The sequence below is a fragment of the Dyadobacter sp. UC 10 genome, from assembly GCF_008369915.1.
Lineage (GTDB): Bacteria > Bacteroidota > Bacteroidia > Cytophagales > Spirosomataceae > Dyadobacter.
On sequence record NZ_VSRN01000001.1, the window covers coordinates 5,549,218 to 5,563,302 of the forward strand.

At 48.2% G+C, this 14,085-nt stretch carries 11 protein-coding genes; 6 read left to right on the forward strand and 5 right to left on the reverse strand.

Features of this window, described 5'->3' with window-relative positions:
- Positions 1–9 precede the first annotated feature (9 nt).
- Positions 10–2,799 (reverse strand): vWA domain-containing protein, encoded by a 2,790-nt coding sequence (locus tag FXO21_RS22995; protein ID WP_149642279.1) that lies wholly within the window; start codon positions 2,797–2,799, stop codon positions 10–12.
- 213 nt (positions 2,800–3,012) lie between these two features.
- Here FXO21_RS22995 and FXO21_RS23000 point away from each other — a divergent pair, with 213 nt between their 5' ends.
- The 6 genes from FXO21_RS23000 to FXO21_RS23025 all read left to right on the forward strand — a co-directional run bounded on the left by FXO21_RS23000 (position 3,013) and on the right by FXO21_RS23025 (position 9,543).
- Entirely contained in the window at positions 3,013–3,735 is a 723-nt protein-coding gene (locus FXO21_RS23000; protein WP_149642280.1) for a 3-keto-disaccharide hydrolase, read from the forward strand.
- A 109-nt stretch (positions 3,736–3,844) separates the two neighbouring features.
- Complete coding sequence (locus FXO21_RS23005) at positions 3,845–4,513, forward strand: hypothetical protein (protein ID WP_149642281.1); 669 nt, start codon at positions 3,845–3,847, stop codon at positions 4,511–4,513.
- A 16-nt stretch (positions 4,514–4,529) separates the two neighbouring features.
- Positions 4,530–5,483, forward strand: a complete 954-nt coding sequence (locus tag FXO21_RS23010; RefSeq protein WP_149642282.1) for a hypothetical protein — start codon at positions 4,530–4,532, stop codon at positions 5,481–5,483.
- A gap of 42 nt (positions 5,484–5,525) precedes the next feature.
- Entirely contained in the window at positions 5,526–6,110 is a 585-nt protein-coding gene (locus FXO21_RS23015; RefSeq protein ID WP_149642283.1) for an RNA polymerase sigma factor, read from the forward strand.
- Positions 6,097–7,329 carry a hypothetical protein gene (locus tag FXO21_RS23020; RefSeq protein ID WP_149642284.1) on the forward strand — a complete coding sequence of 411 codons (1,233 nt, stop codon included), beginning with the start codon at positions 6,097–6,099 and terminating at the stop codon, positions 7,327–7,329. Before FXO21_RS23015 ends, FXO21_RS23020 begins: the two co-directional genes overlap by 14 nt.
- A 108-nt stretch (positions 7,330–7,437) precedes the next feature.
- The gene (locus FXO21_RS23025; protein WP_149643602.1) at positions 7,438–9,543 is read left to right on the forward strand and encodes an outer membrane protein assembly factor BamB family protein; all 2,106 of its coding nucleotides are present in this window, start codon (positions 7,438–7,440) and stop codon (positions 9,541–9,543) included.
- Positions 9,544–9,552: 9 nt separating this feature from the next.
- Here FXO21_RS23025 and FXO21_RS23030 read toward each other — a convergent pair whose 3' ends face one another.
- Genes FXO21_RS23030 through FXO21_RS23045 form a run of 4 tightly spaced genes read right to left on the reverse strand, consistent with a single transcriptional unit; the run spans position 9,553 to position 14,072 of the window.
- Complete coding sequence (locus FXO21_RS23030) at positions 9,553–10,023, reverse strand: hypothetical protein (RefSeq protein WP_149642285.1); 471 nt, start codon at positions 10,021–10,023, stop codon at positions 9,553–9,555.
- A complete protein-coding gene (locus tag FXO21_RS23035) occupies positions 10,024–10,566 on the reverse strand; it encodes a hypothetical protein (RefSeq protein WP_149642286.1) in 543 nt (180 codons plus the stop codon).
- Positions 10,563–13,241: a hypothetical protein gene (locus FXO21_RS23040; RefSeq protein ID WP_225865817.1), complete on the reverse strand. Its 2,679-nt coding sequence runs from the start codon at positions 13,239–13,241 to the stop codon at positions 10,563–10,565. Before FXO21_RS23040 ends, FXO21_RS23035 begins: the two co-directional genes overlap by 4 nt.
- Before the next feature lie 45 nt (positions 13,242–13,286).
- Positions 13,287–14,072 carry a hypothetical protein gene (locus tag FXO21_RS23045; protein ID WP_225865818.1) on the reverse strand — a complete coding sequence of 262 codons (786 nt, stop codon included), beginning with the start codon at positions 14,070–14,072 and terminating at the stop codon, positions 13,287–13,289.
- Positions 14,073–14,085: the final 13 nt, after the last annotated feature.

Consider the following 14,085-nt stretch of genomic DNA (forward strand, 5'->3'; position numbering starts at 1 on the left):
TGGCTAATATTATCGGGCTGTTTTCTTCGACTGGGCCTCGATGATCAGTTGCAGATCTGCACTTTCCTCGGTCACATGCGCGTAAGTTCCCTGACCCAGCTGACTGAGTTTTTTGAGCTTTTGCCCGGTATGCGCATGCCTCCCAAATGTGAAAACCGTCAGGTACAAATCCTGTCGCGCATTTTGTTCGATCATTTGCATCACCTCATCGCTCACCGGAAATTCGCCGTCGGTAGCCAGGACAATCCGGTTATTACCGCCCCGGATATAGCTTTTATTGGCTGTTTTGTAAGCCAGCCGAAGTCCTTCATTTCCGTCCGTATCGCCGTCGGATTGCAACAGATCGATCATTCGGGCAATTTCAGTCGCTTTGGAGCCCGAAGTCGGTTTCAGTACTACCCTCGCTTTGCCGGAATACAATACGATCGTGATCTGGTCCTCCGGCCGCAAAAGTGTGAGGAGTGATTTAATCGAACGTTTCAAAAGGGGCATTTTGAAAGGAGAGTTCATCGACGAAGAGACATCGAGCAGCAGGATCATGTTATTTGCCGCAAAACCTTCCAGCGAGCGGGTGACATTTTGCTGCGCATTTCGCTCAATAAATACCGTATCTACTCTTAGGCGCTCCACATAAACGGTATCCCGCTGACTTTCGATTATGGTATTGTTTTCGAAGGTAACCTCTTTGTCATCGTTTCGTGGGGATGCAACTTGTGCCACAACAGGATCGGCAACTGGCTTCTTTTCAGCCACATCAGCAGGTGTTTTACTTTTTTCGGCGGGTTTTTCAGGGCGTTTTTCAGCGGGCTTTTCGGTGCCTTTTTCTGCGGATAATCGCCGGAAAGCAAACAAATCCGGCTGGTTGACTGCTTTCAGTAAATCTGCATTGGCAAGCTCCACAAATTTGTTATAGAGGTACACCAGCTCGCCATTATAGAGGTAATAGAACGATTGGTAAGGGTGATTGGAGAAACCATTTGAGACCGGTTTCAACTTTTGAGACATTACTGAAAAACGCAGGGAATTGGCGGCCAGGTCTTCATAGGGTGTGTAGGGGCAAAGCCCATTGCTGCGGCCATATCGCTGCAAGCCCTTCATATTCTTGTATTCGTCGGCAATAAGTTGTTTTGCACCTGCTTCCACACCGGAGGTTTCAGGCAATTTGTCAGACTTGCCTCCCAGATATGACCTGATCCCGAACAAAATATCTTTATCCCCGTCCAGCGTCTGCAACAATGCATTACCCGAAACATACCAGGAGCTGGCGGGATTGGCATTAGGGAAGCTCTCGTGAATACGCCGGATATCCCTGTAAAGCTGCTCTTTTTTTTGATCGAAAATTTCAAAAAGCATTGCATACCGGTCCAAAATTGCATCCGATCGTTTGAGCTGGTCTTTCAAATAGCGCTTTTCGGAGGTGTAGTTGACGAGCTCAATGCTCAATCCATCCATTTCCTTTAATATATGGAGCAATACTTCTGCCTGTGCAACAACAGGCGCACGGTAAGCCTGGGGGATGGTTTCGGCAGCGTTGGAAAGCAACTGATAGGCAGATAGCGGCAGCTTGAAGTCAGCATGCGAATAGGTGAGATCGGCTCGTTTTGCAGCACGCTCGGGATCCCGATAATATTCTGCGGAGGATTGGTAGTTGCGTGTCAATAATTGCAGCAAATGCATTTGCCTGAGCGATTCGTTGATGAAATCGATGTAGCCGTTTAATGTCCGGACAGTGGCTTTTTCTGCTGGTGCCTTCGCGCGGCTGACTGATAACGCGGGAACCGGCTGATCCTTAAAAGGTTTCGTTTTCTGATTCTGATCACGCTCATCCTGAGTCGGTTCGGGGGTTATTACAGGACTGTCTGACGGGTAAGTGAGCAATTTTTTCAGCGACTTGCTGTAATTGACAAATGACTTTTGCATTACCAGCAAATCCTGATTGAAATATTGCAGCAGGGAAACATAGACGCTATTGCCATGCTTCGCGGATTGTTTTGCAGCGAAATTGTGGTCATCCAGCGCGCGCCGCTTGACATCCTGCATGGACGCGATCGCATTTTTAAAGTCACCCACGGCGCTCGAAGCAGGGTAGGGCAGTTTTTCCTGCGCTTTTCCGAAGCTGGCAAGCCATTTTTCGTCGGAGAGCATACTCCTTTGTATGCGTGCAACCGGCCAGTCAGCCTTTGTGCCTTCGTTCAGATAATAGGGAAGTGAATCCAGCAAGGCCTGCTGACTGGCTATAACCTGCTCCATTTCCCGCTCAGTGCTCAAAAAAGGATCGGCCGATTTGTAGGGCTGATTTTTGCGGTAGGATTGCAGAATTTTCTTATAGAAATCATTTTTTTCGTTCCTGAAAACAGTGAAAAGCGACGCTATCTTCGCCACGTGGGCATCGGATTGTTTGAACTGGTCACTTTCATAAGTATTCAGCCTGACATAGGTTTCGAGTGTCTTTGCAGCTTCGTCCAGTTCGTTCAGGGTTTTCCAAATCTTCCCGGTTTCTGCGTTCAGCTCTTGTCTCGAGACGGGATCGAGGCCTTTACCTTCCAGGCATGTTTTATAATAGTATTCTTCCAGCGGGCCTGAGGAAGGCAACCGGAGTCCGAAACCGGGTTTTCGACGATAAGCGTCCACCTCCGACTGGTATTTCCGGAGCATATCGAAGCGCTCGGTAACTACTTTGGAACAATGGCTCAGAAAGTCTACATAGTGATTGAGGGCAGTAGGCGCTGCCTCCTGCTGCGCCATTGCGTGGTAGGAACTGAATGGAAGGAAAAACATGATAAGAAAAGAAAATTTCATAGTGTGACTTGGTGAAGGCCTGATTCTGAGTACATTTTCAAAGTTCGTGATTTGTCTTTAATACTCGATAGTATTTAGCCGGACACGCCGCGCGGATTAGTAAACGGTTTTTCATCCGGCAGATCTGGGTCAAAAGGAAAATTGACATCGGCTGATCAGTATTTTATTTATACTTGCAGCTTGTCCTTGTCTAACCCTAAAACTTGCACAACCATGCTTCGGACCGCTCTGTTATTCCTTTTCCAGATACTGCTTACAGCCGCTCACGCACAGTCCCTTAATGTGCTTTCGGCCGCCGAAAAGAAGGACGGCTGGAAATTGCTTTTTGACGGAAAAAATCTGAAAGGCTGGCATGCCTATAATGGCAAAACACCCGGCTCGGCCTGGATTGTCGAAGACGGCGCCGTGAAACTGAATGTGCCGGAAAGGGCGGGTAACAAGGCGAAAAACGGCGGGGATATTGTCTCGGACGAAATGGTTACCGGCGATTTTGAATTCAAGGCGGAATGGAAAGTAAGCAAGTACGCCAACAGCGGGATTTTCTTTTTTGTTGATGAAAGCCCGAAAAACAAAAATATGCACGATACCGGGCTGGAATTGCAGGTTATCGATGATAAAATCTATGAAGGTGCCAAAGAAAATACACACCGGGCGAGCGATTTTTTCGGGATCGCCAATGCCCGGCTCCGCGAAGGAAATCCGCAGGGAGAGTGGAACAAAATTCATTTCATCGTCAAGAAAGGCAAGCTTACCGTTTATCAAAACGAATTTATGGTCCAGGAACACGACCTGGGCGGCTCCAACTGGAAGCAAAGGGTGGCCAACAGCGGATTGAAGGCAGCGCCGATCGGCAAAGGCGTTTACAAAGGCCGGTTCGGATTGCAGGATTGGGGAAGTACAGTCTGGTACAGGAACATTAAGCTGCGCAAATTGTAAGTTTTCTCGAAAAAAGTCGGCGGAAAGGCAGCGGGAAGTCAGTAACTTGTGTCTGATTAGTTGTAAGCTTAGTCACGTTCCCATGTATAGGATATTACCATTTTGTTTTTTGTTACTTATTTTATTTTCCGGCTGTGATGACGATACGCCCGAAAAGAACGGAGAGGTTGAAAAAGCGCTGATCGCCAATAAAGATAATTTTCTCAAAGGACTAAATGCCACCGACCGGTTCTGGCGATTTGAAACCCTGACAATCCAGTATCGCGATTCGAGTTCGAAAATTAATTTTCATGATACCGCCATCACAGCCATTCCATGGGAAGTCCTCGACGGACCTGTGCACAATATCAGCCTGCGTTTTTATGGCAGTTCGGTGAAGGAAACCATCAGTTCAGGGCCTTATGGAGATGTGGATTACCCGACCAACCGAACCATGTGGTCGACCGTTATGGGGCTTACCGAAGACGGAACCTGCGGCTGGGACGAGCAGAAGCAGACGGTCACTATGGTAGTTCCGGGCAGTATAAGATCGATCATTCGCGCGGCTTCCCAAAAAAGGTTTATGCCACTTAACGCCCACCTGGAAAGCGTTCAGCCTTTGCTGTACACTTCATTGAGTGACGCCTTGCAGGCAGCATCTCCCGAACGTGTCAGTGTGGTTTTGTATGAAGAGAATTCGCAGTTGGGAAAAGTGAAATATACCCTCTCTTTACGGGGAGCATGGATCAGGGAGACTACCCCGGGAGGCAGGCAGGCATTTCACAAAGTGACGTATTGATTTCAGTTAAAATAGTATGAACCGCAGACTTGTACGTAAAACTCTCCCTGCACACACCTTTCAATACAGTGTCCTGGCAGCCCTTGGCTGTATGCTTTTCCTGTTTGGATGCAATAGCGTTGTGGAGCCGAATGAACCTCCTGTACTATCGGAGATACCCGAAAAAGTGGTGAAAATGTTTAGTACCCGCTTCCCGAATGCTACTGAGACAACAATCAGGATCGTTGAAAAGGACCGGCTTTGGGAGGTAAATTACAAAGTGGATGATCAGCGCTTTTACGCCGGAATGGATTCGAACAGAATACTAAGACGTTCAAGGCTGATTGCGGGCTCGATACCCGATTCGGTCCAACAGTACGTCAATGCTGCGCCTGCGACAGGGGTTATGATTTCAAATTATCAGGAAGAGGTGGAATCATTTCACAGGAACTATAACATGTACACTGCCAGGTACAGGTCTCAGGATAAGGAATACCTGATGGGCTGGGTTGCGGGGAGCCGCTCGTATATGATTCGAAGCGAACCTTTTTACAAATTTGAATATCCCATCAATTCGAGAGCTGACTTGCCGGCTAACATTCTTGCGGTAATTGATTCCGAGCAATTCATTCACGTTGGAGGGCTTGTTTTTATCAATGAAAAAAATGAAAGAAGGTATCAGGTCAGCGCTTCAAACGGGGATGGAATGCCAGGTGGTGACTATGTGTTTGACAAGGACGGGAATTTGATTTCAACGAATTACAAACCGGCTAAAACTTTCGCAAGCGCCAATGAAGTACCCGAGAGCGTAAGGCAATATCTGGACCGACTGAATGCTCAAGGAGGGTTTACTTTTCAGCTGGGTTATCAGATGCGGATTAACAACGGATATTGGATTTACCTAAGTAACTCAAATCGGCAAACTCTGGAAGTAATATTGGACCAAAATGCAAAGGAATTAGAGACAGTCCACACTAAATACATAGATTGAATAACCGACTCAACATCCCGATCCAAATTATAAAATAATTCAATGAGGCTTTTCAAGAGCAGGAAATACAGCTCGCTGGAAGAACTGGTCAAAGCCTGTCAAAGGCAGGATCCCAGCGCGCAGACTGCTTTTTACGATCTGTACAAATCGAAGCTGCTAGGTATTTGCTTTCGTTATGCGAAAACGGGCGCCGAAGCAGAGGATATTTTCCAGGAGGCCCTGATCAGGGTATTTAAAAATCTCGGCGAGTTGAAGGATATTAATATGGTAGCAAGTTGGGTAAAATCGATCGTGATCCGGACCGCTATCAATTATTATAACCGCACTACAAAGAAGGAGCAGCTCAATTCCTGTGTGGAAGATGTATTGATAGAGTTCAGATCGGAGGAACACGAACGGATTATCAACCAAATGGACATGGAAGTCCTGCTGAATGTCATCAACAGCCTGCCCGACGGTTACAGAATGGTGGTTAACCTTTATCTGATCGACGGTTTTTCGCACAAAGAGATCGGCGACTTTTTGCAGATCACGGAAAGCACCTCGCGTTCCCAGTTTTTCAAGGGAAGGAATTTACTGATCAAAAAATTAGAACAACAAGGAATTACGCAATATGAAATCTCCTGAGGACCATATAGATGACGGATTGCGCGACGCTTTAAAACGAAGGTTTGACGACTTCGAAATGAAGCCGGACCCATCGTTGAAAAAGAATATTTTCACAGAATTGAAAATATGGCAGAAAGACAACAATTTTCAAAGGAACTGGATCATTGGTCTTACACTTGTACTTTTTTTGACCGGAGCCTTTTTTTACCGCACAACCCGGGATTCGGTCGCCAAACAAATACCGTCCGGCCGGTTAGTTTCCGTACATTCGAAAGTTTCGACTAAATCCGGATTGGAAGAGGCGGCAGTCGATGCGAAGGGTATTAATACAAATGAAGTCGCGCCCGCGGGGCCGGTGAGGTTGGTGATAGAGAAAAGTAAGGCGGTTTCGCTGAAAAAAGTAAAGGCGGAATTAAGCCGGTCCGTTGAGGCAACAGTCGATTTACAGGAAGCTGATGAAAAAAGCCCGGATGAATTGATAGGGACTGGGCAAGCGGAAGAAAGGACGGAAGTAATCCTGGACAATGACTTTGTGCTCCTCGACAACCTGCCTGCTCACTTCAACAACCTGGAAATGCCTGTACCGAAGCCTGGTACAGCGGAGGTTTCAAATAAAGAAAGACCGAATATTACAGGCCGCGGCTGGACAATCCTGGCTGGGGTTACACCTGTTAAAACCTTCCAGGTACTGAATGTGATCTCGAATCCCGGTTTTATTTACCAAAATTTCCGATTCCCCAGCTCTGCTTCGCTGGAAACGCTGGGCTTTAAAGCGAACGCAGGAATTGCTAACAATGGATTTGAATTTGTGGTCAGCTTTTCACAATACAAACAGTCGGTTCGCTACGAAAAGGCCGGTAACGAGTTTGAAGTTGTGCCCGGAAGCGCCAACGACGCCAAAATCAGGCGAAAATTTAGTACAATCGACTCTGACCGGGTCTTGAAGCTGGCAGGGATTGGCGTGCGGAAACAATTTGTGCCACGGGCCCCGGCTTTTCGCGATTTTTATGCGGTTCTCGGTACCGAATTCAGCCGTGAACTGACACAGGGAAGCAATATGGTTTGGCTCAATGCAGGAATCGGGCGACAAGTGGGAATTGGTAGAAACACAACGTTGCAAATTGGCCCTTACCTTGAATATGGTTTCACAAAGTTCCTGAGCGCAGAAGGTGCATTTCAGGTGAAACCCTATCAGGTAGGGTTGTCGGTGATATTAAAAAACAAGTTTCTCAAATAATATGGCACATTTCCGGCTGGCAGCCGGTTTTTCCAAGTAGTCTTAACCCAATGTTTGCTTAAATATCCAAAGAAGTTTTTCAGATAAACTGTAACTGATCAGGATATGATGGCAAGAATGCTGTTTGCCACAACCGCGCTGATTTTCGCCCTGGCGCTCACATTCCGGCAATCGGACACTCGTAAGGACTGGCCGGAGTACAACGGCGACGGCGCGCGGAGCCACTACTCACCGTTGCAACAAATACATCCCGGAAATCTGAGCAAATTAAAAGTTGCCTGGACTTATGCTTCAGGTGGTGCAGACACGACACAGAGCCGCAGCCAGATGCAATGTAATCCGATCATTGTGGATGGTATATTATTTGGCGTATCGGCTGATATACAAGTTTTTGCGCTGGAAGCGGGTACCGGAAGGCAACTTTGGAAATCCAGTCTGACAGATGTGGGCGGAACGTTAAGTCGCGGTGTAAGTTACTGGTCTGAGGGGAAAGACAGGCGGATTTTCTTTGGTGCGGGTAAATGGCTGCACGCCCTGGACGCGGGCACGGGACAACTGATAGAAACATTCGGCGAAAAAGGCCGCATTGATCTGAAAACGGGTATAGACCGGCCGGGCGCAGATGATTATGTGACAGCCAACACACCGAATACGATTTTCAAAAACCTGATTATAACGGGTTCCAGGTTGTCGGAAGGCGAAACGGCGCTGCTGGGTGATATCCGCGCATTCGATACTAGAACTGGCAAGCTGGTCTGGACATTTCGCACAATCCCGCAGGCAGGCGAGGCCGGTTATGAAACGTGGTTGCCTGGTAATCCGCGGGAAAGGCTGGGCGGTGCAAATGCCTGGATGGGTATGGCCATCGACCGGCAGCGTGGCATCATTTATGCCCCAACCGGCTCCGCCGCATATGATTTTTACGGAGGCAACAGGATCGGTGATAACCTGTATGCAAACTGCCTGCTGGCGCTTGATGCCGCTACCGGCAAAAAACTGTGGCATTATCAGCTCGTTCATCATGATGTATGGGACCGTGACCCGCCCGCTCCGCCGAATTTGCTTACAATCACGCGAAATGGCAGAAAGATAGATGTGGTAAGCATTATCACTAAGCAGGGACACATATTTGTATTCGACAGGGTTACCGGCAAACCCATCTTCCCCATTAAGGAAACGGCATTCCCTCAGGAGGCGGTGGCCGGTGAAAAAGTTAGCCAAACGCAGCCTATCCCGCAGCTTCCCGTCCCGTTTACGCGGCAGGGTTTTACCGAAAAGGATTTGAATGCATTCGTGGCCGACAGGGATTCACTGACAAAAGTGATCCGCAAAGCAAGAACCGGACAACCCTATATTCCGATTACGGAGACATTAACCATATTTTTTCCCGGCACTGACGGGGGAGCGCAATGGGGCGGGGCGGCAACTGACCCGGATGGAATCATGTATATCCCGGCCAAGGAAATTCCGGTGTACACTACACTTATTCCGAGAAAGAAGGTTGCGGCAAATGATGGTAAAGCTTCGCCGGGTAAGCGTTTGTACAGCCTGTACTGCGCAGCCTGTCACGGTGCTGATCAGAAGGGCAATCATGATGGTTCGTACCCTTCGCTGCTGCAACTTGGCAACCGGCTGAAACAGGATCAGGCGAAGGAAATATTGCTGAAAGGCAGAGGAATGATGCCTTCGTTTTCGCATATATCCGAGGCGGAAAGAGACGCCGTCGTGGATTTTTTATTTGACCAAAAAACCGAGGGTAATGTCGCTATATCTCAAAAACTGACCATTCCCTATCAGCATACAGGTTATAATCGCTGGTACGATAAAAATGGCTACCCGATCAGCGCACCGCCCTGGGGCACGTTGACCGCCGTAGACCTTAACACAGGGCAGAGGCGCTGGCAGGTACCGCTGGGTGAATATCCCGAACTGATCAAAAAAGGGCTGCCGCCTACCGGTACCGACAACTACGGAGGCCCGCTGGTAACTGCAGGCGGCCTGATTTTCGTGGCCGCCAGCAGGGACGAGAAAATCCGTGCATTCGATAAAAAAACAGGTAAAGTGCTGTGGGAGAGCCAGCTTCCCGCTGCGGGTTATGCGTCGCCGAGTACGTATGTTGTGAACGGGCGGCAATATGTCGTGATCGCCTGCGGTGGAGGAAAGCTTAAAACAAAGTCGGGAGATAAGTATGTGGCTTTCAGCGTAGAAGAGTAAATGTGCTGATTATAATCCGGTAATGGTATATTGGATGGTGGTTGTATAGGTTTTCACCGGAAGAGTTACCGATAATCCTTCGATCTTGTATTGTACCGGCACATTGTCGCGGTTGAATCCGAGGCTGAGAAGTCCCCAGAAGAATGCCTGGTTGGCGGTCGTAAGCTGAATATAATTGTTCGAACCACCCAATATCGCAGATCCCGTGCCATCTCCCGTGCGGCGTACGAACAGTTTAAGCGACGGGTCCCAGTTGGAAGTATTCGTCATCTGCACACTTACCGACCATAATAGCAGCGACGTAACCCTGATGAGCGTTTGCGAAGTGGGGCTCGTCTCAATGTGTTCGTAATTTTTTCCTGCCGTGGTTACAAGTACTGATGGCGAAGGCAGTGTCCATGTATTTCCGCTGTTAATGGAAATACTTTGTCCGAAAACAGGGCCGCTGAGCAGGATCAATATACAAATGATGTTTTTCATTTAGTTGTCGGCAATCGTGTACAGAACTGTAAGATTGGTGATACCGCTCCTGACATTGGCATAGTTCTCTATTTCAAGTGAATAGGTGAGTTTGAAACCGCTTGTGCCATAGCCTGTCCCGGTGAATGCCCCTTTGATACTACTGATAAAATTGGCGGGCGTAGACGTGAGGTAAGTATTGCCTGTTATATAGCTATTGCCTCCTGTAAAACCCTGGCCGGCACCGACATAAGGAGAAACAACCAGTTTGAGACGAATCCCTGCCGGTACCGAGCCTGTTACTTGCCCTCTGATGTTGCGCGAGCCGCCAGGTGTCACCGCGGAGGTGAATACCAGCCATTGAGATGAGTTTGCTGCGCCGGAAACAATCGGAGAACCAGCCTCCGCAGGTGCTGTCATTTTCAGATTAACATTGGGAGACACATCCGTCAAAATATCGACCAACGCAACAGAAGGCATTGTCAGGCCCACATTGACACTCGCCGTCTGCGCAAGTGCGCCGATGGTTTTCAGCAGAAGCAATAGGAGCGCAGCCAGTTTCATTTTTTTATCAATAGGTCAAAACTTTTACCTGAAAAATGGATACGTTTCTCGTTTGGCCTCACTTTGAACACAATTTCCATCGTTTGATCGGTGGCAAGGTCAAGGCTTATACTGTGGTCGTCTATAACAAACCGGTCCTGGTCACCTGGGATGAATGCCGATACTTTCCAGTTACCGGGTTTGATTTCCCTGAATGAAAATGCGCCCTCTTCATTTGGCTCTGTCAGCAAGCTGGTTGTTTCGTTCGAGATCTTGATCAGTACCACGGGTTTTTCACTTAATAAAGTAGAAAGTCCTGCCTTAGAAGGCTGGATGTAATCTATTTTACCGACAATACTGCCGGTCCGCGTGAGTGGTATGTCTACGATGCGTACACTGTCCGCCTTGACATTTAAAAACATGGGCATTTTTAACGCAGGCACGACGCCGTCATTTTTTGACTCATTTTGAGTAATGCTGAGGTAATACTGGTCCGGCGCAATGCCTTCGAAATAGAACCGGCCGGTGCTGTCGGTCAGGAACTGGTGACTGCCGAGCCGGATGAGGTTACCCTGTTTTGAAAAGCCGCTGCCGGTGACCCTGCCATGAACACGCCCGATGTTTTTCTTTTTGCCGAGCGGCACATTCAGCCGCAATGCATATTTGACCGTAAAAAACAATGTATTCTGATCCTGGTTCCGCACATTGGGAACGTAGGACCTGCCGCCCGCGACGGTGAATAAATGCCGCCGCAGGTCAAGTGCACACGAAAGGTCAAGATAGCTCCTTCGGACGTACAACTCGTCGGGTGCGTAGTTGTTGCGGTACATAAAAGTGGCGTACAGATTTCTTTTCACATTCACCCGCGCATTTCCGCCGTAATAAAACAAGTCCTCCACAACGTCAGCTGCGGAGAATTTGCTGGTGTGCATGTGTTCGAAATAGCTGCCGATCCAGAGCCATGGGCGCAATCGTACCGCAGGTTGCAGGATATTGGAAAAAGACTGCTTTTTGCCGCTGTTATCTGCCACAAGGTGGTTTTTGGTATGACCGTACCTGCCCTGATAAAACATAGTGAAGTGTTCACCGGAAAAGTTGTAGGAGACATTGCCGAAATCTTCTGTGTAGTTAAATGAAGCAGGTGCTTGTCTGTCCTGCCTTTGCTGTACCGAATAATACAGGAAAAGCCTGGTGCGGCGGTTGGGCTGGTAGGCGCTGAATGCGGAGTAACTATTGTCTTTGGGCGAAATACTGTAAAAATTGGCGTCGAGGCTGGGGTTGATATTCGAAAAATTGCTGGTCAGCCCGATGCTGAGTTTCGGTGTGATAGCGAACCCAATGTTGTTGTAAAGCAGCAGGCTGTTATTGTAAAAGCCGTAAAATTCCTTACCCGCGTAAATCAGCGTACTGGTAAAGTTGAGCCATTTTCGGTTAACAGTCAATCTGTTATAAGCACCAAAGTCTAAAAGTGATCCGGACTTGCCGCCCGCTATTTCCGTTTCTACCTGAATCGTATTGGTGCGGATATTACTTGAAAGCCCGACCATATGCGACCAGAAATCCTGATTGTGGTGGATTACATATTTCGATTGGTAGTTAATACCGATTTGAGAGGACTGGCCGAACTTGAAATACACTTTTCCACCCGCAGCTTCTTTCTGATTGGGGTAAAAGCGTGCTTTCTGATAAAAAACCGTATACCCGACTTTCGGGAATTCCTGTTCCACCTTCGCGCCGCGCCCAAACCTTCCGAATTCCATGAGGTTATTAAGCTGCAAAATATAGTCGCCCGCTACAAACGAAAACGTCTTCTTGTACTGATACTCCACAGAGTACTGGTCGTAGCTGCTTGCTGCCGGGAAAATGAACTGATTGGGGCCACGTAAGGTAAAGTCGAGGTAATGTGTGTTTTTTTCATTCAAATAACCCTTCCCGGTTACATTATACTGAAAGGCGTTGACTGCCCGCCCTCCGTATCGGTACGACATATATCCTCCGCCAATCTCAACCGGAAAGCGAAAAAGGGGATCTGTCTTTTTAATTCTGGAAGAAAACACCGGGATAGAAACAGCCTCGTGAACAGCAGGAAATGTGCCGCCCAATTCAAGTGATAGGTCCGAAGTGCCCTGCCATGCATTGTTGTCGGTAACCGGGATAGCTTGGGTAACAGTTACCTTGCGCTTTTCATTTGGCTGCATGGTCAGACTGTCGCTGCCTTCTTCAATTTTACCGTGCGTGGTTTTTAATGCAAACTTCTCAGGGTTGTTTCCTGAATTTTGTACCAGGTACGTAACCCGAAGGGTGTCGCCCTCCCGGACAAATTCAGGCTGAGAAACGACGAATATCTCCATTTTTCTGACCTGCGATACGGTAACGGTCACCGGAGTCGAAAAGGAAGTTTTGCCGGATTTGATATCCAGTGCGACCTGATAGTCGCCGGAAGCTGTGTTTTCTGGTGTCCCCACGACGAAAAAATACCGAAGTGTCGTCTGCCCGGCGGCCCGCTCAGGTTTGCGTTGCGAGAGCAGCTGCCATTTTTCAGGCAACCGCAATGATTCTGATAGCGTGTCAGGTAGCCCGGTTTCCGCTTTTACAGTGAAAAACAACGTAAAATGCCCCCCCGGAGCAACTGGACCGGGCGTGTTGGGCAGCGTAACCTGGATCTGCGCCTGGCAAAATCCTTTCACGTTGATCATCAGAACCAATATGAATACAAACCTGATCAAACTGATAGGGGAGGGTTACTCAACTTGCAGGGCAATATTGGAGCCGAACAGGTCTTTTTTTGTATCGGCAATGATTACACAGTCATACTTACCTTTCGGCAAATCTGATATTGCAACATCGAAAGTGCTGCAAAAGCCAGGATAGAGCATTCGCGAATTTGGCTCCGTCGTTTTGAGTTTGTTTCCGTTGGAATCGTATATTTCGACGATTACATTGGTACGCGCTCCAAAACCGCTGTTATTCTTCAGAGTGACTTTTAAAAGCGATAGCTGATCGGAAACCTTTTCGTAGGCTACTTTTTCATAAGATAGCTGAGGCCCCTCAAAATTACCAACGTCCACAATCACCTGGATGGCATAACGTACCTTGGAGTCGACCTGCACACCGTTTTTCGGCTGCTCGCGCACGGGCTCGGCTACTTCTACCATCACAACCTGCCAATAGGTACCCGAAGGCAGGCTTTTGTCCGGCTCGACCGAATACCGGATATCATATTCCTCTGCCGGGGCAATTGTGCGCTCGTCCACGTTTGTTTTCAGCGCATTACCCAGCGAACGGGGCTGAGATCCGGGCTGGACATACTGAACCTGCTGTTCACAGGCAGCAATCATGTCCTGACGGTAAATAAGTATACGCGATGCTTTGGCACCCTCGTTTTTCACCCGGATCGTCCCCTGCGCTTTTCCATTTGTCTGGTTAAGCGTGTGTGCATGTGACAAACCGTTGACAATCAAAACGGAGGCGCGCAGCGAAGCCGGCAACAGTACGGTTAATACGATTACAATAGCTGATCTCATCATTTCGAGGCTTTCT

Excerpts from the sequence above, each read along its gene's own strand:
- FXO21_RS23040 (WP_225865817.1), bottom strand. The coding sequence starts at position 13,241 with ATGATCAACGTGAAAGGATTTTGCCAGGCGCAGATCCAGGTTACGCTG.
- FXO21_RS23035 (WP_149642286.1), bottom strand. The coding sequence starts at position 10,566 with ATGAAACTGGCTGCGCTCCTATTGCTTCTGCTGAAAACCATCGGCGCA.
- FXO21_RS23025 (WP_149643602.1), top strand. The coding sequence starts at position 7,438 with ATGGCAAGAATGCTGTTTGCCACAACCGCGCTGATTTTCGCCCTGGCG.
- FXO21_RS23030 (WP_149642285.1), bottom strand. The coding sequence starts at position 10,023 with ATGAAAAACATCATTTGTATATTGATCCTGCTCAGCGGCCCTGTTTTC.
- FXO21_RS23045 (WP_225865818.1), bottom strand. The coding sequence starts at position 14,072 with ATGATGAGATCAGCTATTGTAATCGTATTAACCGTACTGTTGCCGGCT.
- FXO21_RS23015 (WP_149642283.1), top strand. The coding sequence starts at position 5,526 with ATGAGGCTTTTCAAGAGCAGGAAATACAGCTCGCTGGAAGAACTGGTC.
- FXO21_RS23020 (WP_149642284.1), top strand. The coding sequence starts at position 6,097 with ATGAAATCTCCTGAGGACCATATAGATGACGGATTGCGCGACGCTTTA.
- FXO21_RS23010 (WP_149642282.1), top strand. The coding sequence starts at position 4,530 with ATGAACCGCAGACTTGTACGTAAAACTCTCCCTGCACACACCTTTCAA.
- FXO21_RS23000 (WP_149642280.1), top strand. The coding sequence starts at position 3,013 with ATGCTTCGGACCGCTCTGTTATTCCTTTTCCAGATACTGCTTACAGCC.
- FXO21_RS22995 (WP_149642279.1), bottom strand. The coding sequence starts at position 2,799 with ATGAAATTTTCTTTTCTTATCATGTTTTTCCTTCCATTCAGTTCCTAC.